At 64.0% G+C, this 21,330-nt stretch carries 20 protein-coding genes and 1 other RNA gene; 4 read left to right on the forward strand and 17 right to left on the reverse strand.

The genetic code is table 11. The features are described 5' to 3' along the window. Positions 1–27: 27 nt before the first annotated feature. The 10 genes from ftsW to rsmI form a co-directional block, all read right to left on the reverse strand. A complete protein-coding gene (gene ftsW / locus IZU87_RS00955; protein ID WP_054555086.1) occupies positions 28–1,257 on the reverse strand; it encodes a putative lipid II flippase FtsW in 1,230 nt (409 codons plus the stop codon). Further along, on the reverse strand, positions 1,250–2,761 hold the full coding sequence (gene murD, locus IZU87_RS00960; RefSeq protein WP_213113414.1) for a UDP-N-acetylmuramoyl-L-alanine--D-glutamate ligase: 1,512 nt from the start codon (positions 2,759–2,761) through the stop codon (positions 1,250–1,252). The genes ftsW and murD overlap by 8 nt, the downstream gene beginning before the upstream one ends. A 13-nt stretch (positions 2,762–2,774) precedes the next feature. Beyond that, the gene (gene mraY, locus IZU87_RS00965) at positions 2,775–3,857 is read right to left on the reverse strand and encodes a phospho-N-acetylmuramoyl-pentapeptide-transferase (protein WP_043332504.1); all 1,083 of its coding nucleotides are present in this window, start codon (positions 3,855–3,857) and stop codon (positions 2,775–2,777) included. A 9-nt stretch (positions 3,858–3,866) separates the two neighbouring features. Beyond that, positions 3,867–5,330: a UDP-N-acetylmuramoyl-tripeptide--D-alanyl-D-alanine ligase gene (locus IZU87_RS00970; RefSeq protein ID WP_213113415.1), complete on the reverse strand. Its 1,464-nt coding sequence runs from the start codon at positions 5,328–5,330 to the stop codon at positions 3,867–3,869. Continuing rightward, positions 5,327–6,925 (reverse strand): UDP-N-acetylmuramoyl-L-alanyl-D-glutamate--2,6-diaminopimelate ligase, encoded by a 1,599-nt coding sequence (locus tag IZU87_RS00975; protein ID WP_249330362.1) that lies wholly within the window; start codon positions 6,923–6,925, stop codon positions 5,327–5,329. Before IZU87_RS00975 ends, IZU87_RS00970 begins: the two co-directional genes overlap by 4 nt. Positions 6,926–7,030: 105 nt before the next feature. Beyond that, positions 7,031–8,692, reverse strand: coding sequence for a peptidoglycan D,D-transpeptidase FtsI family protein (locus IZU87_RS00980; RefSeq protein ID WP_213113453.1), 1,662 nt, complete (start codon positions 8,690–8,692; stop codon positions 7,031–7,033). Between the two features lie 116 nt (positions 8,693–8,808). Further along, positions 8,809–9,129 (reverse strand): cell division protein FtsL, encoded by a 321-nt coding sequence (ftsL, locus tag IZU87_RS00985; RefSeq protein WP_043332508.1) that lies wholly within the window; start codon positions 9,127–9,129, stop codon positions 8,809–8,811. Between the two features lie 250 nt (positions 9,130–9,379). Continuing rightward, positions 9,380–10,366: a 16S rRNA (cytosine(1402)-N(4))-methyltransferase RsmH gene (rsmH, locus tag IZU87_RS00990; protein ID WP_213113416.1), complete on the reverse strand. Its 987-nt coding sequence runs from the start codon at positions 10,364–10,366 to the stop codon at positions 9,380–9,382. A 285-nt stretch (positions 10,367–10,651) separates the two neighbouring features. Beyond that, positions 10,652–11,004, reverse strand: an RNA gene (rnpB, locus tag IZU87_RS00995) — RNase P RNA component class A. A 102-nt stretch (positions 11,005–11,106) separates the two neighbouring features. Further along, positions 11,107–11,970, reverse strand: coding sequence for a 16S rRNA (cytidine(1402)-2'-O)-methyltransferase (rsmI, locus tag IZU87_RS01000; protein ID WP_213113417.1), 864 nt, complete (start codon positions 11,968–11,970; stop codon positions 11,107–11,109). 196 nt (positions 11,971–12,166) lie between these two features. On the opposite strand from rsmI, the gene IZU87_RS01005 reads away from it, so the two are divergent. The 4 genes from IZU87_RS01005 to IZU87_RS01020 are packed head-to-tail and all read left to right on the forward strand — an operon-like array spanning position 12,167 to position 15,702. Then, positions 12,167–14,068 carry a penicillin-binding protein activator gene (locus tag IZU87_RS01005; RefSeq protein ID WP_213113418.1) on the forward strand — a complete coding sequence of 634 codons (1,902 nt, stop codon included), beginning with the start codon at positions 12,167–12,169 and terminating at the stop codon, positions 14,066–14,068. A gap of 1 nt (position 14,069) precedes the next feature. Beyond that, the gene (locus IZU87_RS01010) at positions 14,070–14,471 is read left to right on the forward strand and encodes a YraN family protein (RefSeq protein ID WP_052384397.1); all 402 of its coding nucleotides are present in this window, start codon (positions 14,070–14,072) and stop codon (positions 14,469–14,471) included. A gap of 21 nt (positions 14,472–14,492) precedes the next feature. Beyond that, positions 14,493–15,086, forward strand: coding sequence for a phosphoheptose isomerase (locus tag IZU87_RS01015; RefSeq protein WP_043332512.1), 594 nt, complete (start codon positions 14,493–14,495; stop codon positions 15,084–15,086). Positions 15,087–15,123: 37 nt separating this feature from the next. Beyond that, entirely contained in the window at positions 15,124–15,702 is a 579-nt protein-coding gene (locus IZU87_RS01020; RefSeq protein ID WP_054555092.1) for a BON domain-containing protein, read from the forward strand. Between the two features lie 208 nt (positions 15,703–15,910). Here the strand turns inward: IZU87_RS01020 and IZU87_RS01025 are convergent, their stop codons facing one another. From IZU87_RS01025 to rplM, 7 genes are all read right to left on the reverse strand, one after another. Then, positions 15,911–16,507, reverse strand: coding sequence for a ClpXP protease specificity-enhancing factor (locus IZU87_RS01025; RefSeq protein ID WP_213113419.1), 597 nt, complete (start codon positions 16,505–16,507; stop codon positions 15,911–15,913). 167 nt (positions 16,508–16,674) lie between these two features. Then, complete coding sequence (gene sspA, locus IZU87_RS01030; RefSeq protein WP_043332516.1) at positions 16,675–17,301, reverse strand: stringent starvation protein SspA; 627 nt, start codon at positions 17,299–17,301, stop codon at positions 16,675–16,677. A gap of 215 nt (positions 17,302–17,516) precedes the next feature. Beyond that, positions 17,517–18,317, reverse strand: a complete 801-nt coding sequence (locus tag IZU87_RS01035; protein WP_213113420.1) for a cytochrome c1 — start codon at positions 18,315–18,317, stop codon at positions 17,517–17,519. Positions 18,318–18,325: 8 nt separating this feature from the next. Next, the gene (locus IZU87_RS01040; protein ID WP_107335416.1) at positions 18,326–19,588 is read right to left on the reverse strand and encodes a cytochrome b; all 1,263 of its coding nucleotides are present in this window, start codon (positions 19,586–19,588) and stop codon (positions 18,326–18,328) included. Further along, positions 19,588–20,184 (reverse strand): ubiquinol-cytochrome c reductase iron-sulfur subunit, encoded by a 597-nt coding sequence (gene petA / locus IZU87_RS01045; protein WP_043332520.1) that lies wholly within the window; start codon positions 20,182–20,184, stop codon positions 19,588–19,590. Before petA ends, IZU87_RS01040 begins: the two co-directional genes overlap by 1 nt. Before the next feature lie 217 nt (positions 20,185–20,401). Next, positions 20,402–20,791 carry a 30S ribosomal protein S9 gene (gene rpsI / locus IZU87_RS01050; protein WP_043332522.1) on the reverse strand — a complete coding sequence of 130 codons (390 nt, stop codon included), beginning with the start codon at positions 20,789–20,791 and terminating at the stop codon, positions 20,402–20,404. 13 nt (positions 20,792–20,804) lie between these two features. Continuing rightward, the gene (rplM, locus tag IZU87_RS01055) at positions 20,805–21,233 is read right to left on the reverse strand and encodes a 50S ribosomal protein L13 (protein ID WP_043332524.1); all 429 of its coding nucleotides are present in this window, start codon (positions 21,231–21,233) and stop codon (positions 20,805–20,807) included. Positions 21,234–21,330 lie beyond the last annotated feature (97 nt).

The raw sequence follows: 21,330 nt of genomic DNA on the forward strand, positions 1-21,330 counted from the left end.
CGGGAGCGATGGTAGAAGAAGATGACGTCATGCCTGTGCTCCTTGCGGTGTCTCGGTCGGCTTCTTGGCCTTGCGCCGGGGCGCGGCGGCATTTCCTGTCGGTGTGCGGGTCAGCTTGCGGGTCTCCGCATCGATACGCAGCAGTATCGCGATCTGCACGCAACTGACGATCAGGCTGGAACCGCCATAACTCATCAAGGGCAGAGTCAGCCCCTTGGTGGGCAGCAGTCCGCTGGCCACACCGATGTTGATGAAGGCCTGCGCCCCCAGCACGAGGGCGATACCGTAGCCGAGGTAGGCGCTGAACGGCAAGCCGGCGAGTTCAGCGCGGCGACCGATCTTGAAGGCGCGGTAGATCAGCAGTCCGAACAGCGCCACCACGGCCGTCGCCCCGATCAAGCCCAGTTCCTCGGCCAGCACGGCGAACACGAAATCGGTATGCGCTTCGGGTAAATAGAACAGCTTCTGCACGCTGTTGCCCAGCCCCATGCCGCTCAGGTGGCCACGACCGAAGGCGATCAACGCCTGGGTCAGCTGGTAGCCACTGTCATACATGTTGGCCCACGGGTCGGTATAGGTGGTCAGACGCTCCCAGCGATAGGGTTCGGCGATCGCCAACAGCCAACCACCGCCGCCGGCCAGGCCCAGCAAGACGATGAAGCCCCACCAGGCGACGCCCGCCATCAGCAGCATGCCCATCACGGCACCGCCCATGACCACGATGGAGCCAAAGTCAGGCTCCAGCGCCAGCAGCACGATCATCAGCAACAAGGGGACGCAGGGCAGAATGAGGCCGTTGACGACGCTGGCGCGCACCTTGTCGAGGCGGCGGTCCAGATAGCCGGCCAGCCAGATCATCAGACACAGCTTGGCGATCTCGGAGGCCTGCACCCCGCCGACCAATGGCAGCGGTATCCAGCGCTTGGCGCCGTTGATCTCGCGCCCGACCACCAACACGACCACCAGCAGCACGAAGCCCAGCATCAGCATCGCGAAGCTGCGCTGCTGCCAGGCGGACATCGGCACGCGCAGCGTACAGATCGCGGCCACCAGGCCGATCACGATGAAGATGCCGTGACGCATGCTGTAGTAGAAGGCATTGCCATCGAAGCGCTCGCTCGAGATCTCGCTGGACGCAGACGTCACCATCACCCAGCCGATACACAGGATCGCCAGCGCGCAGAACAGCAGCCAGCCGTCGACGGGCTGACGCTCTGCCGTCAGGGTGTCATGGACTCGCCGAGCCTTGTTACGCATCGCAGGCTTCCTTGTCGCTGCCGCCAGGGCCAGAATTGCAGTCAGCACCGGACATGATGTGCTGCGTGACCCAGTCACGGAACGCGTCGCCGCGCGCCATGTAATTGGGGAACTGATCGAGACTGGCGCAGGCCGGTGACAGCAGTACGCAGTCCCCCGCCTGAGCGATCTGTCGAGCATGACGCATGGCCTCCAACAGCGTCATGACTGGCGTCACGGAGACGTCATCGGCCAGGGCTTGCATCAATAACGGCGCATCCTGACCGAACACCACCGCCTCACGGGCGTAACGGGCCAGTGGCGCCGCCAGCGGCGTGAAGTCCGCGCCCTTGCCCTGACCGCCGGCCAGCAATATCAGCTTGCCCTCGAGCGTCGGGCCGAGACCGGCGATCGCCGCCAGCGTCGCCCCGACATTGGTGCCCTTGGAATCATTGATCCAGCGCACGCCCGCCACCTCGGCGATCAGCTCGCCGCGATGCGGCAGCCCCGCGAAGCTTGCTAGCTCGGCGACCATCACCGTCTCGTCGAGACCGATCGCCGTGCCCATCGCGAGTGCCGCCAGCGCATTGGCCTGATTGTGGCGGCCTGCAAGACGCACCTCCGCAGCAGGCATCACGTCGCGCAGCTGACCAGACTCGATGTGACACAGCGACAGCGTGCCGCCCTGCTCCGCCAGGCACCATTGCGCCTGCCTGGCAGCCTCATCGGTCGACTCATCGGCCGACTCACCGAGCTGCACACTGAAGCTGACTCGCGCCACCGCATCATCTTCGGCCGGCCAGCTCCAGGCGTCATCGGCATTGATGACCGCAAGGCCTGCGCCGCGGAAGATGCCGCGCTTGGCGGCCTGATAGCCGCGCATGCCATCGTGGCGATCGAGGTGATCTTCAGAGAGATTCAGGAAGCAGGCGACATCGGCCTTGAGCTCAGGTGTGGTCTCGAGCTGGAAGGAAGACAGCTCCAGCACGTAGAGCTCGGCATCAGGCTGCTCACGCAACAAGGTCAGCGCGGCGGTGCCAAGATTGCCGCCGACCGCCACGTCACGGCCGGCACGCGCGGCCATCTGCGCGATCAGCGTGGTCACGGTGGACTTGGCGTTCGAGCCGGTGATCGCGACCAGCGTGGGCCGCTTGCCCTGCGCGTCGCGGGCCTGACGCTCATCCAGCGCACGCACGAAGAGTGCGATCTCGCCGACCAGCCGCTCGCGGACCCCATCGAATACCGCCTGACGCGGGTCGATGCCCGGACTGAGCACCACCTCGCCGAAGCGTGACAGATCCAGCGCTTCCAGTGGGCCAAGATGGACCTCGGCCTGCGGCGCATGCTCGCGCAGGCTCTCGAGGCCCGGCGGTGCGCTACGGGTATCGGCGACGGCAAAGTCGATGCCGCGATCACTCAGATGGCGAGCGATCGCCTGTCCGGAGACACCAAGACCGACCACCAGGGTCGGTCCTTTGGCAGGCACCGGCGAGGCCGGTGCTTGGGAGGTGACAGAGAGGGTCATCGCGAATGCGTCCTCAGCGAACCTTGAGTGTGGCCAGGCCAAGCAGCACCAGCACGACGGTGATGATCCAGAAGCGCACGATGACGCGCGGCTCCGGCCAGCCTTTCAGCTCGAAATGGTGATGCAGCGGCGCCATGCGGAAGATGCGTCGCCCGGTCAGCTTGTAGGAGCCGACCTGCAGGATCACCGAGACGGTTTCCATCACGAAGACGCCGCCCATGATGAACAGCACGATTTCCTGACGCACGATGACCGCCACGACACCCAGTGCCGCGCCGAGTGCCAGCGCGCCCACATCGCCCATGAAGACCTGGGCGGGATAGGTGTTGAACCACAGGAAACCGAGGCCGGCACCCGCGATGGTGGCGCAGAACACGGCCAGCTCGCCGGAACCGGCGATGAACGGAATGTGCAGATACTCGGCGAACTTCAGGTTGCCCGAAGCGTAGGCGAAGATGGCCAGGCCCATGGCGACCAGCACGGTCGGCATGATCGCCAGACCATCGAGGCCATCGGTCAGATTGACCGCATTGGAGCTGCCGACGATCACGAAGTAGGTCAGCACCATGTAGAACACGCCCAGCGGGATGACGACGTCCTTGAAGAACGGCACCAGCAGGCCCGTCTCGGCCGGCGTGCTCGCCGTCAGATACAGCACCACGGCGGCGCCGATGCCCACCACCGACTGCCAGAAGTACTTCCAGCGCGCCGGCAGGCCACGCGGATTCTTCTCCACCACCTTGCGGTAGTCATCGACCCAGCCGACGGCACCGAAGCCCAGCGTGACGGCCAGCACCACCCAGACATACAGGTTGGTCAGGTCGCCCCACAGCAGAGTGGAGACGGCCATCGACAGCAGGATCATCACGCCGCCCATGGTCGGAGTGCCGGCCTTGGAAAGGTGAGACTTGGGGCCATCGTCGCGCACGGCCTGGCCGATCTGGCCATCGACGAGCTTGCGGATGACCCAGGGACCCAGCCACAGACACAGCAACAGTGCCGTCAACGTGGCCAATACCACGCGCAGGGTCAGATAATTGAAAACCGTAAAGGCGCCATTGAATTGGGCCAGAAACTCAGCAAGCAGCAGCAGCATGACTCACATTCACCTTGATGCGTCGACCTTGAGCGCGGCAACGACATTCTCCATGCCAGCGCTGCGAGACCCCTTGACCAGAACACTGGCCCCGGTGGGTAGATGGTTACGGGCGTAAGCTTCCAGCTCTGCCCGCTCGATAAAGTGCTTGCCACCGACCCCGAAGGCCTCGGCAGTCGCCTGAGCGCCCTCGCCGCAGGTGGCAATGAAATCTATGCCCAGCTTGCGGGCGTGATCGCCCACCTCGGCATGCAGACGTTCGGCGTCTGCTCCGAGTTCGCCCATGGCGCCCATCAGGCACCAGCGCGGCGCAGGCAGTGTCGCCAGCAGATCCAGCGCCGCCAGCATGGCACCGGGGTTGGCGTTGTAGCTGTCATCCAGCAGACGCGAACCGTTGATGCCTGCCACGACGCCCAGCCTGCCGGGTACGCTCTCGGCGCTCTCGAGCCCGGCGATCACCAGATCACTGTCGATGCCCAGTGCCAGGCACGCCGCGGCAGCCGCCAGCGCATTGGCCACGTTGTGACGCCCCAGCAACGCCAGCTGGACACGACCGAGCGAGCGGCCATCAAACGTCAGTGCGAAAGCATAACGCCCGAGTTCATCCGCGCCTAGCTCACGCGCCTGCAGGCGTGCCGGGCGATCAACGCTATCCACGCTGCCATCCACAACGCCATCCGCAACGCTGAAGTCGATGACATCGACCGCCTGGCCGGTTGCGGCCAGCGCCTGCCATAGCGAGAAGTAGGCGTCATCACGGTTGAGCACCGCGACCGGACGTCGCCCTCCCAACGGGCTCAAGCCCGCCAGAATCTCGCCCTTGGCCTGGGCGATCTGCCCCATGCCGCCGAATTCGCCGACATGGGCGCCGGTGACATTGGTGATCACCGCCACTTGCGGGCGCGCCAGGGCCGTCGTCCAGGCGATCTCGCCGAGATGATTGGCGCCCAGTTCGACCACACCGTGCTGGTGGGCGTTGCTCAAGCGCAGCAACGTCATCGGCAGGCCGAAATCGTTGTTGAGGTTGCCGTGATTGGCGAGGCTTTCGGCCTCGAAACGCGCGGCATCCCGCACAAGGATGGCATGCACCAGGCCCTTTACGCTGGTCTTGCCACTGTTGCCGGTCACCGCGATCAGCGGCCTCCCCCAGGCACGGCGACGCGCTGCCGCCAGCAGCCCGAAGGCCAGCCGGGTATCCGCGACGACGATCTGCGGCAGCGGATCATCCACTGCCCGCTCGACCAGCGCCGCGACGGCGCCATTGGCGCGAGCCTGAGCGAGGAAGTCATGGGCATCGAAGCGCTCACCCTTCAGCGCCACGAACAGCGGTGCGGCCTGCTCGCCAAGCTTGCGGGTGTCCGTCTCGATGGCGCCCAGCACCTGACCGCGCAATGCCTGTGGCAGCTGCGCCCCGAGCACCGCGGCCACTTCCTCGAAGGTACTCAGACCGACGGGCTGTTCAGGCGCACTCATGCGTCACGCTCCTGACCTTCCAGCATCGAGAGCTCACGACGCTCCAGCGCCGCGACCGCATGGGCCACATCGGAAAACGGCAGTCGCTGACCGTCGATTTCCTGATAGTCCTCGTGCCCCTTGCCGGCGATCAGGATGACATCATGCTCGCCGGCATCGCGGATGACCTGAGCAATGGCTTCGCCACGCCCGGCGATATCCAGCACGCGCTCGCGGGCATGGATGCCGGTCATCATCTGCTGGCGGATGGCGGCGGCATCCTCGCTACGCGGATTGTCATCGGTGATCACGACCCGGTCGGCGCCCTGTTCGGCGGCCGTGGCCATCAGCGGGCGCTTGCCACTGTCGCGATCGCCACCACAGCCGAGTACACACCACAGGCGCGCATCATCCCGCGCCGGCAGGTGGGCACGCAGCGCGGTCAGTGCCGTCTCGACGGCCTCCGGCGTGTGGGCGTAGTCGACCACCACCACCGGCGCGCCATCACGGCTCAGGCGCTGCATGCGACCCGGTACCGGCGTCAGACGCGGCGCGGCGGCAAACAGCCCCTCGAACGAATAGTCGAGGCCATGCAGGATCAGCATTGCCAGCAAGGCGTTGTCGAGATTGAAGCGCCCCATCAGATTGAGGCCCAGCTCACGCTCGCCATCCGGCGTCGCGATCACGGCAACCTGCCCCAGCGGCTCGGGGAAGACATCCAGCACGCGCAGGGTCGCGACATCATCACGCCCCATTGCCAGCACGCGCACGCCGCGCTGCATGCCGGCCAGCATCAGACGCGCCAGCGCATCATCGGCATTGAGCACCGCAAGCTTGAGTTCGGGGCGCTTGAACAGCTTCGCCTTGGCCGCCGCATAGGCCGCCATGCTGCCGTGGTAGTCGAGGTGGTCTCGCGAAAGATTGGTATAGCCCGCGACGGTGAAGCGACAGCCATTGACGCGCCCTTGATCCAGCGCATGGGAAGAGACTTCCATCGCGATCAGCTCGGCACCGGCCAGACTCAGCCCCTTGAGCGCCGCCTGCACGGCCAGGGCATCAGGCGTGGTGCGCTCGCCCGCGACCAGCGCGCCGGGACGCCCGATGCCGAGCGTGCCGATCATGCCGGCGGGCGTGCCCATCGCTTCGGCCAGCTCGGCGATGTAATGGGTGACGGAAGACTTGCCATTGGTGCCCGTGACCCCGACCAGCGTCAGCGACTCGGGCACACTGAAGGCCTGGCGGCCCAGCTCACCGAGCTGCTCGCCCAGATTCTCGAGCCAGACGACTCTGGCATCGTCTGAATGCAGTGCGAGACGTGCATCCCCGTCGGCGGGTCTTTCGGCCAGCACCAGCTCGGCACCGCCCTCAAGCGCCGCGGCGATATAGTCGCGGCCATCGCTGGCGATGCCGGGGATGGCGATGAAGAGGGAGCCCTGCGCGGCACTGCGACTGTCGATCGTCAGGTGCCAGTCATCGCGCGCGGCAAGCCGTGCACGGCAATCGTCATTGAGGGCGCCTGGCCACAGCGCCAGCAATGCTGCCAGCATGTCTGTCGCCGTGGCCAGCGGGCGCGCCAGAAACTCGCCCAGGCGCCTGGAATCGTGCGGTGAAGTCATGTCGGAAGACCTTCCTTGTTCCCGATGTCCCGGAACGTATTCACTACATGAGAAAAAAGACGCAGTCGCCCGCCTGAGGCCGACGACTGTGCCACATGAAAAGCGTTACTCACCGACCTTGCTGTCCGGCGGCACATCCAGCAGGCGCAAAGCCTTGCCCACCACGCGCCCGAACACGGGCGCCGCCACCAGACCGCCGTAATATTCTTCCCCTTTGGGGTTCTCGATCATCACCACGGTCACGATACGCGGATCAGACACCGGTGCCACACCCGCGAACAACGAACGATACGCGGTCTTCTGATAGCCACCGGCCGTCACCTTGCGCACGGTGCCGGTCTTGCCGGCGATGCGATAGCCTTCGACCACCGCCCGCTTGGCAGGCCCGTTGGGCTGCACGATCTTCTCCATCATGCCGAGCAAGGCGTGCGCGTTGTCCGATGAGATCACCTGGTCACCGACCGGCGGCGTCTTGACCTTGAGCAGCGACGGCGGCACACGACGGCCGTCATTGGCGAGCGCGGTGTAGGCGCTGGCCAGCTGCAGCGCCGAGACGCTGATACCGTAACCGTAGGAGATGGAGGCCCGCTTGCTGCGCGACCAGTTGGTCGGCGGCGGCAGCACGCCGGTGGTCTCGCCCGGGAAACCGGTGCCCGGCGCCTGACCGAGGCCCAGCTCATAGTAGCGATTCCAGACCGCATCATCCTCGAGACTCAGCGCCATGCGGCTCATGCCGATATTCGAGGAATGATAGAGAATGCCCGCCATGTCGAGCTTGCCGTAGTTGCGGAAGTCACGAATGGTGAACTGATCGACCCGCATGTAACCCGGCGTGGTATCGATCACCGAGTCCGGCTGATACTTGCTGGAGGCAAGGCCGGCGCTCATCGACAGCGGCTTCATCACCGAGCCGGGCTCGAAGGCATCGGTGATCGCGCGGTTACGCAGCCCGGCGGGATCAAGCCCGGCACGGTTGTTCGGGTTATAGGACTTCTGATTGACCATCGCCAGCACTTCGCCGGTGCGCGCATCCATCATCACCAGGGTGCCGCCATCGGCGCGGTGCTCCGCCACGGCCGCCTTGAGCTCACGGTAGGCCATGTATTGCAGACCCAGGTCGATGGAGAGTGTCAGGTCGCCACCGGGCTTGGCTTCGCTGATCAGGTGCAGGTCACGCACCAGGCGCCCCTTGCGGTCCTTGAGCACGCGCCGCTTGCCCGGCGTACCGGAAAGGTAGGAATTGTAGGCAAGCTCGAGCCCCTCCTGGCCCTTGTCATCGACGTTGGTCACGCCGATCAACTGGGCGGAGACTTCTCCGGAGGGGTAATAGCGCTTGTATTCCTGCTTGTGGCTGACGCCCGGAATATCGAGGTCAATGGCAGGCTGAGCCTGCGGCGGGGTCATCTGGCGCTTGATGTACATGAAGCCCTTGCCGGCATCACGATAGCGGCGGACGCGTGCGATCAGATCATCCGGCTTCTGCCCCAGCGCGCGCGCCAGCAATGACAGCCGCACGGGGTCGTCGGGCACCTTGCGCGGGTCGGCCCACAGGGTGATGACCGGCGTGGAGATCGCCAGCGGCTCACCGGTGCGATCGGTGATCATGCCGCGGTGAGCATTGATGCTGTCGACACGCAGGGTGCGTGCGTCGCCCTGATCCTGCAGGAACTGCTGATCGAAGAGCTGGAGATAGCCGATGCGGCCGACCAGAGCGACAAGCCCGGCCAGCACGATGAAGAGCATGATGCGATAGCGGGCTGGCCCCATGGCCGCGCGCGCGCTCTTGCGGGCACCGCTTGCGGCCTTGGTACGAGCGGGCGTCTCAGCGCCGGCGGCTTTGCGCGGGTTGCGCGGGCGAGACGAAGGCGGGCGACGCGTGGCCATCAGCGAATGACCTCGACATCGTGGACATCCGGGACACGCATCTCGAGTCGCTCGATGCTGATGCTTTCGATACGCGCCGGCGCCGACCAGGCGCTTTCTTCCAGCAGCAGGCGGCCCCAGCGTGCACGCGCATCATCGCGCGCCGCTTCCAGCTTCTGCAGCTGGGCATATTGGCCACGCGAGAGGTGGGAGCTGATCACGACAGCAGCGGCAGAGCCGAGCAGACTGAGCATCAGCACCGCGAAACACAGGTGACGCCAACGCATCTGCACCTTGATCGGCCAGTTACCCGTCCAGCCATCCTGTCTCCGTCCCGCCATGCCGACTCCCTAATCACTCTGAACGTGATGCCCCGCATCACGAATATCCTTGCAGACTGCCAACGTGCAGGCGCGATGTTCGCTCACTTGTTTGAAGCGCCCGGCGCATTATGTCAGCAAGTGGCGTTAGCCGCTAAGAGTTGCAGCACGGCAACACTTGTGTCGTCCTTTCACCACAGCCCACTTGCGCGCGCGCCTGCCGGTAGGCAGGCGCAGAAAGAGGCACGATTCCCCGGAGGGAGCACTGACGCTATTTGAGCTTTTCGGCAATGCGCATCACGGCACTGCGCGAACGGACATTGGCATCGACTTCGCTTTGCGAAGCCTTCTGCGCCTTGCCCACCAGCTTGAGACGCTTGTTGAGCTGGTCTTCACGGATCGGCATGCCACGCGGCGCCTGATCCCCCCGCGCCTTGTCACGCATGAAGCGCTTGACGATGCGGTCTTCCAGCGAGTGGAAGCTGATCACGACCAGACGACCGCCGGGCTTGAGCGCCTCGAGACCGGCATCCAGCGCGCGGGTCAGCTCATCCAGCTCACCATTGATGTGAATGCGGATCGCCTGGAAGACACGCGTCGCCGGGTGCTTGTGCTTCTCCCAGTTGGGGTGGGCATCCTTGATCAGGCTGGCGAAGTCGCCGGTGCGCGTGATGGGTCGCTCGGCGCGACGCTCCACCACGGCGCGCGCCAGGCGCTTGGCATAACGCTCCTCACCATAGGTCTTGAAGACCCAGGCCATGTCCTCGGCACTGGCCCGCGACAGCCACTCGGCGGCGCTCTCGCCACTGGTGGGGTCCATGCGCATGTCCAGCGGGCCATCATTCATGAAGCTGAAGCCACGCTCGGCATCATCCAGCTGCGGGGATGACACGCCGATGTCGAGCAGGATGCCATCCAGCTGGCCATGCACGCCCTCACGCTCGGCATATTCGCCAAGACGCGCGAATTCACCGGCATGGATACTGAAGCGCTCGTCGTCGATGGTCGCGGCTTCCGCCAGCGCCTGGGGGTCACGATCACAGGCGATCAGACGCCCCTCGGGCGCCAGGCGCGACAGGATCAGACGCGAATGGCCACCGCGACCGAAGGTACCGTCGAAGTAGACGCCGGCCGTGCCCTGAATCAGGCCATCGACCGCGCCATCGAGCATGACACTGACATGCGCGAAGCGATCAGCCACTTCGACGGACTCGGTATCGGCAGACTCGGTAACGGAAGGAGCGCTGGGCTTGGACATGACGAAACTCTGGACCTTGGCACGCGATGCGAGCAGTGAAAGCCGGTGGCAAAGGGCACCGACAGCATAAGAGCGGAGACAGCGCCTGCGTGCAGCAGGCAAGCGGCTGAAACACGAATTCAAGTGCCATAACCGACAACCGGCGCCTGTCACGGCAGCGTGTTCGTTGCCATCCAACTGCAATGGTCATTCACGAAACACGCAGCGGACGGCGCCGGTCATGCGAATTCAAGGTGTGCTGCCATCGCTCGCATCGCGAAGGCTGGCAGCACACTGACGTTATAAGGCGGGAGATGGCCGATAAGCCGGGTCTTGTCGTGGACAGTCATTCATCTAGGCCCTGAATCACTTCAGGGCTCAAGCAACCAACCCGCCCCCACTGCGGGCAGCAGCATAGGGGGCCTATTTGGTCTTGCTCCAGGTGGGGTTTACCTCGCCGCGAACTGTTACCAGCCGCGCGGTGCGCTCTTACCGCACCCTTTCACCCTTACCGGTCAGCCGAAGCTGACGTAGGCGGTCTTCTCTCTGCTGCACTTGCCGTCGGCTCGCGCCGCCCAGACGTTATCTGGCACCTTGCCCTATGGAGCCCGGACTTTCCTCCCCCAGCTTGCGCTGGCGGCGACTGTCTGGCCGTCTCCCAAGCGCGCAAGACTACCAGTGTCATGGGCCTTTCACAAGACGAAGCCCGCGCAGGCCGAACAATGGCAGCGGCAAAAAAGTCTGGCGTGACAGAGGTTTGCTTATTCCCCTGCCGCGTCCTTCATGGCTTGCGCCTTGGCATACCAGGCTTTCTTGCGCCCGCCCACCAGACGCGTGGCGATGGCGGCCATCTGCTTGACGCCGACGCCCTCTTCGAACAGCACCTGCAACAGGGCATCGCCTTCGACACTGGCCGCCTCATCGCCGTCACGTGCCGGCGCTCCTTCGATCATGACCACGAACTCGCCGCGGGTCTGATCACTGTCAGCGTCCATCTGCGCCAGCAGCTCGGCCGCCGTGCCATCGAGGAAGGTCTCGAAGGTCTTGGTCAGCTCACGGGCCAGCACGACCCGGCGCTCGCCCAGCACCTCGCGAATATCGCCGAGCAGCGCCTGAATGCGGTGCGGAGACTCGTACAGCACATGGGTGGCGCTATCGTCGCGCAGCGCGGCAAGGCGTGCCTGACGCGGGCCGCCCTTGTGGGCCAGAAAGCCTTCGAAGGTGAAGCGATCCGTCGGCAGACCCGCCGCACTGAGGGCGGTGATCAACGCGCACGGCCCCGGCAGCGGCACTACCTTGAAGCCACGCTCGCGCAGGGCGCGCACGACGATGAAGCCGGGATCGGAGATCAGCGGCGTGCCGGCATCGGAGACCAGCGCGACGCGTCGGCCTGCCTCCAGCGCCTGACACAGCTGGTCGACACGGCCACGTTCGTTGTGATCGTGCAGGGACATCATGGGCACTTCCAGGCCCAGGTGACGCAGCAACCGCGCGCTGTGGCGGGTATCCTCGGCTGCGATCAGGTCCACTTCTCCCAGCACCCGCGCGGCGCGGGGACTGAGATCATCGAGGTTACCAATCGGCGTGGCGACCACGTACAATACGCCTTCAGAAGACTCGGACATTCAATGCTTCGACTCGTTGAACTCAATGGTAGAAATGGTCGTCAGACACAGGCAGATTGCCTTGGGACATTTCATCCGAAGGACGCTGCATGCGTGGCCCTGATCGACCGAGTGCCATGATGCCTTTCACCCTTCATCACAGTAGGCGGCGATGCAGTCCTGACCACATCGCCCATCAGCCAAGGGACCGTCGTACATGCGCCAGACATGGAATCGTGCATCAGCCAATACGCTGGGCACTTCGTCAGCCATCCGGCAGGAGGCCGCGCGCCGTTCACGTTCCGGCCTGCGCACGCTGGCGGGCCTCGCCGCCTCCGCCCTGCTGCTGGCAGGGTGTGCCGGACAGTCACCGCTTTCCAGCGGCCCCGGTGCCGATGCCCTGCTCGCTCAGGCCGAGCAGCAACAGGGTCAGCAAGCGGCCAGTACGCGCCTGCAAGCTGCGGACATCCTAGCACGCAGCGGCGACAACGCGCAGGCGATCACCATCGCATCCGACATCGACCCGACAAGCCTCGAGCCGCAGGAACGCGTGCAATGGGCCCTGCTGCTATCGCGTATCGCGCTTGAGCAGCAGGACGGCTGGAACACGATCCTGGCCACCTCGGTGCTCGAGGACAACATCCAGATGTCAAGCGATGACCAGCGCACACTGCGCAAGCGTCGCGGCCTGGCACTCGGCATGGTCGGCGAACCCCTGGCCAGCGCCCAGACCCTGATCGCCCTGCAGGCCGACAGCGATGACCTGAGCATCAACGACACCCTGTGGGAGCAGCTCACGCGCCTCTCACCCAGTCAGCTCAACGAGCTGGCCAGTGCCAGCCCCACCGCCAGTGGCTGGACGGACCTGCTGCGCCTGCAGCGTCGCTTCGGGGGCAACATCGACCAGATGTTCTCCGCCATCAACGACTGGTCGGACGCCAACCCGCAGCATCCCGCCGCACGCCAGATGCCGCAGGGCATTCTCGACCTGCGCGAGCTCTCCGGCCAGGAAGTGCGCAAGATTGCCGTCTTCCTGCCCGAGTCCGGCTCGCTCAAGCGGATCGCCCAGGCCATCCGTGAAGGCATCGAGGCACGCCATCGCAGCGCCATCGACAATGCCGAAGCCACGCCGCAGCTGAGCTTCTATGACACCTCGAGCGCGGACCTCAAGACCCTGTATGCCCGTGCCACCATGGATGGCGCCCAGGTCGTGCTCGGCCCGCTGGACAAGAAGCTGGTCAGTCAGCTCGAGACCCAGAACAGCCTGCCGCTGCCGACACTGGCCCTCAACTACGGCACCCATGACAGCAACCGTGCCGACAACCTGTTCCAGTACGGCCTGTCCGCCGAGGACGAAGCCCGCCAGGTCGCCATGCGCGCCGCACTCGACGGCCATCGTGGCGCCGCCGCGCTGGTGCCCAACAATGCTTGGGGCCAGCGCGTCTACAGCGCCTTCCGCGACCGCTTCGAGCAGGAAGGCGGCGACATCGTCTCCGTCGAGCGCTACAACCCCAAGGGCGCCGTCAGCGCAGCCGTCAAGGACCTGCTGTCGGTCTCGAGCCAGGACCAGGCGCGCATGAAGTCCGCCAAGAAATCCGGCAGCAAATACGGCCGCGCCCATTCCGGCAACATCGACATGATCTTCCTACTGGCACTGCCGAGCTATGCGCGTCAGGTGCCGCCGATGCTGGACTTCTACTACGCGGGCGACCTGCCGATCTACGGCACCTCCCATCTCTACGACGGCGCACCGCAGCCCGATCAGGATGGCGACCTCAATGGCGTCGACTTCGTGGACATTCCCTGGGAAGTGCCGGAGGCCTCCTCCGGCGGCAAGGCGTCCCTGCCGGAAGTCGACACCTACCGCGCTCTGTCCGATGCTTCACCGCGCATGCTCAAGCTCAACGCCATGGGGGTCGATGCCTATCGTCTGGCCCAGCGCGTACCGCTGATGCTGGCCGGTGCGGGCGGCGAACTCTTCGGCGCCACCGGCAGCCTCTTCCCGCGCCACGATGGCCGCATCGAGCGCACGCTGCCCTGGGCTGAATTCAGAGGTGGCGTACCGCGTCCGCCACTGAAAGGCGCCAACAGCCGTACCGTCGAAGCCTACACGCCCTGACATGACACGCGCCGACTCGCCCTCAGGCAAGGCGCACCCGCCTCCCCAGCGCCGCGCCCGAGCGCGCGGCGCCGTCATCGAGGCGGAGGTAGAACAATGGTTGGCAGCGCGTGGCCTGACACCCGTCACGCGCAACCAGCATGCCAAGGGCGGCGAGATCGACCTGATCATGCGTGACGCCGAGACCCTGGTCTTCATCGAGGTGCGCTACCGGGCCAACTCCCGCTTCGGCAGCGCACTGGAAAGCGTGACCCATACCAAGCAACGCCGGCTGATCACTGCCGCGCGTTTTTATCTGGCCCAGCACGGGCTATCATGTTCCTGCCGCTTCGACGTGGTAGGCGTGGAGGGGACCTCCCCTCGTTCCATTCACTGGATTCGCCACGCCTTCGAAGCGTTCTGAAGCCAACGACCAAGAGCCATCATGGATTTCCAATCGCGTATTCTCGGCCACTTCAACGCCAGCATTGACACCAAGACCTACGCCAGCGAAGTGCTGCCGCCCTTCATCGAAGCGGCCAGCCAGATGATGGTCCAGAGCCTGGTCAATGACGGCAAGATCCTGGCCTGCGGCAACGGCGGCAGCGCCGGCGACAGCCAGCATTTCTCCTCCGAGCTGCTCAACCGCTTCGAGCGTGAGCGCCCGAGCCTGCCGGCCATCGCGCTGACCACCGACACCTCCACGCTGACGTCCATCGCCAACGACTACAGCTACAACGAGGTGTTCTCCAAGCAGATCCGCGCCCTGGGTCAGCCCGGCGACATCCTGCTGGCCATCTCCACCAGCGGCAACTCCGCCAACGTGGTGCAGGCCATCCAGGCGGCTCACGACCGCGACATGCGCGTCGTCGCCTTGACCGGCCGCGACGGTGGCGACATGGCGTCACTGCTGGGCAGTGAAGACTGCGAGATTCGTGTTCCCGCCACCTCTACGGCACGCATCCAGGAAGTCCATCTGCTGGCCATCCACTGCCTGTGCGACCTGATTGATCATCAGCTGTTCGGCAGCAACGAGTAATCCGCGCGCCCCACGGCATTCACCAGGAGAAAACGGCATGACGCCCAAGAATCTGCTTTCCCTCATGGCCACCGCCGGCTTCCTGACGCTAGCCGGCTGCACCACCGTCGCCGACCTGACCAACAGCGGCCCGATCGACGAAGACTATGGCGATCGCACCCTGGGCGCCCAGGTGGAAGACGAGAGCATCGAGACCAAGATCGAGGTCAATCTCGGCAAGACCGATGCTCGCTTCAATGATGCCCACGTCAACGTGAACTCCTACAACGGCATGGTGCTGCTGACCGGCCAGGTCGCCAGCGACGAGCTGAAGCAGAAGGCCACGGACATCGCCAAGGATGTGCGTCGCGTGCGTCAGGTGCACAACGCGCTGGAAATCAGCGCCAATGCCCCGGCCAGCCAGCGCGTGCAGGACACCTGGCTGACCACGCGCGTCAAGGCCACGCTGGCGGCGGATGCCAACATCGACTCCGGTCGCATCCTGGTACTCACCGAGAATGCCAGCGTCTACCTGATGGGTATCGTGACCCGCGCCGAAGCCGACCAGATCGTCAGCAAGGTCTCTGAAGTCGGTGGCATCCAGCGTATCGCCAAGGTCTTCGAGTACCTCGACTGATCGAGGTGGCGCGCTTGCATGCCTGACATGCCTGACATGCAAAGCGCCCTGAACGAAAAGCGCCCTGAACGAAACGTACCCTGATTAAATAGTGCCCAGAATGAAAAATGCCCCGCAGGCCGAAGCCTGCGGGGCATTTTTCATGACAGGAGCGACATCAGGCGGACAATGGCCAACCCTCACCCATCGCCCCCACCTGCCGACGTGATTACTTGATCACGCGCAGCGAAGGACGCCCCTTGCGCGGCGGCTTGGGCTGATCATTGTCATCAGCACCCTGCTCGTCACTGGCCGAGTCCGACGCCTGCTCTTCACCGGCGACTTCGGCATCAGCGCCTGAGCCTGGCTCGACGGACGCATCCGCTGATTCCGAGGCAGGCACCTCTTCCTCGGCGGGCGCACTGCCGACACTGGCCAGCGTCGGGCGCGCTGCGGCGGCCGGCTCGGCATCTGGCGCGGCTTCACCGAATGTCATCTCATCGGCACCCGGCATCACCGGCTCGTGACCGAAGACCATACCGACACCGTTTTCACGCGAATACAGCGCGACCAGGGCCGCCGTCGGCACGCTGACGTGCATCGGCTGACCACCGAAGCGGGCATTGAAGCTGACCCCTTCATTGGCGATCAACAGATCACGCACCGCACCGGGTGCGATATTGAGCACGATCTGGCCGTTCTGGACGTGTTGACGCGGTACCTGGACACCTTCCTGCTCGGCGTCCACCACGATGTACGGCGTATTGTCGTTATCCAGCAGCCACTCGTAGAGTGCGCGTGCCAGATAAGGGCGACTGGAAAGCATGGGAGAACCTCTTGAACTGCAATGAGTGTCAGCGACGACCGAAGCCCATTCCGCCAACGGGCCAACGCCCCGCACATCGCTCATATCCATCATCCACAGACTGATGAGCGAGGGCGAAAGCCCGAATGCGTGACCGATCGATCAATGACCGAAGGATCACGCACGGATCAGATGCGCATCTCGCGCTCGGCCTCGGACAGCGACGCCTTGAAGGCATCACGCCCGAACAACCGCTCCATGTAGGTCAGCAGCGGCTTGACCTGCTTCTCCGGCAGCTCGATTCCCAGTGTCGGCAAGCGCCACAGGATCGGGGCAATGCAGGTGTCCACCAGCGAGAACTCGTCGCTCATGAAGAACGGCATGTCGTCGAAGATCGGGGAAATGCCGATCAGGCTTTCACGCAATTCCTTGCGCGCCTTGTCGGCTTCCTTCTTGGTGCCTGTCTGGATGGTTTCCATCATCGGCACCCATTCGCGCTCGATGCGATGCATCCACAGACGGCTCTGGGCGCGCGCCACCGGATACACCGGCAACAGCGGCGGATGCGGGAAACGCTCGTCCAGATATTCCATCATGACCTTGGACTCGTAGAGCACCAGGTCGCGATCCAGCAGCGTCGGCACACTGTTGTACGGGTTCAGGTCGGCCAGTTCGGCCGGACGGCTGTCATCATCCACATCAATGATATCGACTGCCACACCCTTCTCGGCCAGCACGATCCGTACACGGTGGCTGAAGTGGTCGTCACCACCGGAGTAGAAGGTCATCGATGAACGCTTGGCCACAACACCCATGAAACTGTCCTCGCATCTGTTCGAGACATGCCCGTGTCAGCTTTTGGCCTGACAAACGGGGATAAGTTTCCTCTGGCCTGCCCTTGTCACAACAGGCCCTGCCAGAGGGTCAGCCTGCGCCACCTCAAGGCGACGCAAGCGGGCGCGCGACTGATCAGCCGCGCGCCCGTCACTGCCGGCTCGCCATTATCACTGAGACCCCGCCCCGGGGGCCATCAATGAATGTCGCGCCAGTATTCCTTCTTGAGAAGATACGCCAGCAAGGTAAAGATCAGAATGAATATTAACACCTTGGGGGCCATGCTCTCAGCCTTGAGTCGCGAAGGCTCGCCGACATAGGCCAGAAAATTGGTCAGATCCCACATCGCCTGATCAAACTCCCCTGCCGTCATGCTGCCAGGCTGGGTGATCTCTAGAATATCACAGGACGCATAACGCCCCGTGTCGGGATCGATCTCCGCCCCCGCTACCGCCAGGTCACTCTGCCCACAGACCTTTTCCTGCACGCCCTGCAGCGATTCGAGCACATGCGGCATGCCGACCTGGGGGAAGACCGCATTGTTCACGCCCCACGGACGTGACGCATCGCGATAGAAGCTCTTCAGATAGGTGTAGATCCAGTCCGTGCCGCGCAGACGCGCCTCGAGCGACAGATCCGGTGGCGGCGTGCCGAACCAGCCGGCCGCGTCTTCTTTCTGCATGCCCGTGCGCATGGTGTCATTGATCTTGAGCGCTGGCGAGAGAATCAGATATTGCTCGACCAGGTCCTCGGGCATCCCCAGGTCCTCTGCGGCACGCGAGTAACGCTGATATTGCAGACTATGACAGCCGAGGCAGTAGTTGGTGTAAAGCTGCATGCCTCGCTGCAGCGAGGGCTGATCGTGCAGATCCGGCTGCATCGTCTCCAGCGGCACCGCGCTGCTCGCCGCGCTCACCATGCCCGACCCCATCAGGCTCACTACGGCCAGCAACCCTGCTGCCAGCCCGCGTTTGAGCCACTCCCTTGACCCACCCATCAGCGCGCTCATCGGCCCGTCACCCTGTCAGGCACCGCTCGCGTCGTCTCGAAGCGCGTATACAGCGGCATCAATATGAAGAAGGCGAAATATGCCACGGTCGCCAGCTGCGCGATGATCGTGCGCTCCTGCGTGGGCGGCATCACCCCCAGCACGCCCAGCGTCACGAAACTGACCACGAAGATGACGATAGCGATACGCGATAGCCAGCCCTTGTAGCGGATCGAGCGCACCGCCGAGCGATCCAGCCACGGCAGCACGAACAGGATGGCGATCGCCAGCCCCATGACCACCACGCCCCAGAACTTGGCATCCACGCCGAACAGCGGGTAATTGACCGCGCGCAACATGGCGTAGAACGGCGTGAAGTACCACACCGGCGCGATGTGCTCGGGCGTCTTCAGCGAATTGGCCGGCTCGAAGTTCGGCGTCTCCAGGAAGTAACCGCCGCCTTCAGGGAAGTAGAAGATCACCGCACAGAACACGAACAGGAAGACACCGACGCCGACGAGGTCCTTCACCGTGTAATAGGGATGGAAGGGAATGCCATCCAGCGGCTGCCCCGCCTCATCCTTCCTGTCCTTGATCTCGATACCATCGGGATTGTTCGAGCCCACCTCGTGCAGCGCCACCAGATGCAGCACCACCAGCCCGACGATCACCAGCGGCAAGGCAATGACATGCAGCGCAAAGAAGCGGTTCAGGGTGATCCCCGAGATCAGGTAGTCGCCACGTATCATCTGCGCCAGGTCTGCCCCGATGACCGGAATCGCCGTGAACAGCGAGATGATCACCTGCGCCCCCCAGTAGGACATCTGCCCCCAGGGCAGCAGATAGCCCATGAAGGCCTCGGCCATCAGCGCCAGATAGATGCACATGCCAAAGATCCATACCAGCTCGCGAGGCGCACGGTAGGAGCCATACAGCAGGCCACGGAACATGTGCAGATAGATGACCACGAAGAAGGCCGAGGCGCCGGTGGAATGCATGTAGCGGATCAGCCAGCCGTACTCCACATCGCGCATGATGTACTCGATGGAGGCAAAGGCCTCCTCGGCGCTCGGCGTATAGCTCATCGTCAGCCAGATGCCGGTCAATATCTGATTGACCAGCACCAGCAAGGCCAGCGAGCCGAAGAAGTAGAAGAAGTTGAAATTCTTCGGCGCGTAGTAGCCGGTCAGGTGGTCCTGCAGAAACTGGGTGGCCGGCAGGCGATCATCGATCCAGCGCATGATGCCGCGTGGCGCCTTGGCACGGTTTGGATTCCCCATCAGGCAGCCTCCTCGTCGACACCCACCACCAGCACCTGCTCACTCTCGTAGCGATGCGGCGGCACCTCCAGATTCGAAGGCGCCGGCACCCCGGTGAAGACTCGCCCGGCGAGATCGAACTTGGACCCATGACAGGCACACAGATAGCCGCCCGGCCAGTCCGCACCGAGATCCGCCGCGCCGATCTCGGGACGATAGCCAGGCGAGCAGCCCAGGTGCGTGCAGATACCCACCAACACCACATATTCCGGCTTGATGGAGCGCAGCACGGCATCGACATAAGGGGGCTGCTGGGGACGCAGCGACTCGGGGTCCTGCAGCTCTGCGGGGGGGATGGCGCGGATATCGGCGATCATCTCGGGGGTGCGACGCACCACCCACACCGGTTTGCCGCGCCATTCGATGGTCATCTGCTGGCCGGGTGCCAGCCGCGAGATATCCGCCGTTACAGGTGCGCCTGCCGCACGGGCACGCGCACTTGGCTGCCAGGACGCCAGGAAGGGCGTTGCGATACCGACCACCCCTACCGCCCCGACCACGGTGGTTGCGCTGACGAGGAAGCGGCGTCGCCCTCGGTTCACAGCTTGATCTGACATTTTATTGTTATCTCCCAAACACTACCGCTTGATGCTGGGCCATCCACTTGCCGAGCACTTGATGCTTGCTTGTATTAAAGGGCAAGAACAGAGCGCTCACAACTCAAGAAAGCCACCTTGACCAAAGCCGCTTTCGTCAATCGTGCAGCGAGACCGCAAAAAAAACGTCCAGCACCCTTGCGGGCACTGGACGTTCTTGTGGTCGACGCGAGTTCTCTTAACGCTTGGAGAACTGCGGACGACGACGGGCCTTGCGCAGGCCGACTTTCTTACGCTCGACTTCACGGGCGTCACGAGTGACGTAACCGGCGGCGCGGAGGGCCGGACGGAAGTCTTCGTTGTAAGCCATCAGGGCACGAGTGATGCCGTGACGGATAGCGCCGGCTTGAGCAGAACCACCACCACCAGCAACAGTGACGTAGACGTCGAACTGTTCGGTAGTTTCGGTCAGCTCGAGCGGCTGACGGACAACCATGCGGCCTGTCACACGACCGAAGTAGTCGTTCAGGTCACGCTGGTTGACGGTGATTTTGCCGGTGCCCGGCTTCAGGAAGACGCGCGCGGTAGAAGTCTTGCGGCGCCCGGTACCGTAGTGCTGCTGTGTCATGGCGATGCTTCCCTCAGATGTTCAGTTCTTGCGGCTGCTGCGCAGCGTGCGGATGCTCGGAGCCAGCATAGACTTTCAGCTTGGACTGCATGGCACGACCCAGCGGGCCCTTCGGCAGCATGCCCTTGACAGCCAGTTCGATCACGCGCTCAGGCTTGTGCTCGATCATCTGGTTGAAGTTCATGGAGCGCAGGCCGCCCGGGTAACCGGTGTGACGGTAGTAGGTCTTGGCTTCTGCCTTGCGACCAGTCACAGCGACTTTCTCGGCATTGATGACGACGATGTAATCGCCAGTATCAACGTGCGGAGTGTACTCGGCTTTATGCTTGCCGCGCAGGCGACGAGCAATTTCGGTAGCCATACGGCCCAGCGTCTTGCCGGCTGCGTCGACGACGAACCAGTCACGCTGGACGGACTGCGGCTTAGCAGTAAACGTCTTCATGGATGAATCACCTATAGTCGGGTCTTGCACTTGTGTGCGCGACCAATCCCTATTTTTCTTGGTTGTCCGACGTCTGGCAGCGAGCGGCGTGCTGCTT

The sequence above is a fragment of the Cobetia sp. MC34 genome, assembly GCF_018340035.1.
GTDB classification, from domain to species: Bacteria; Pseudomonadota; Gammaproteobacteria; order Pseudomonadales; family Halomonadaceae; genus Cobetia; species Cobetia amphilecti.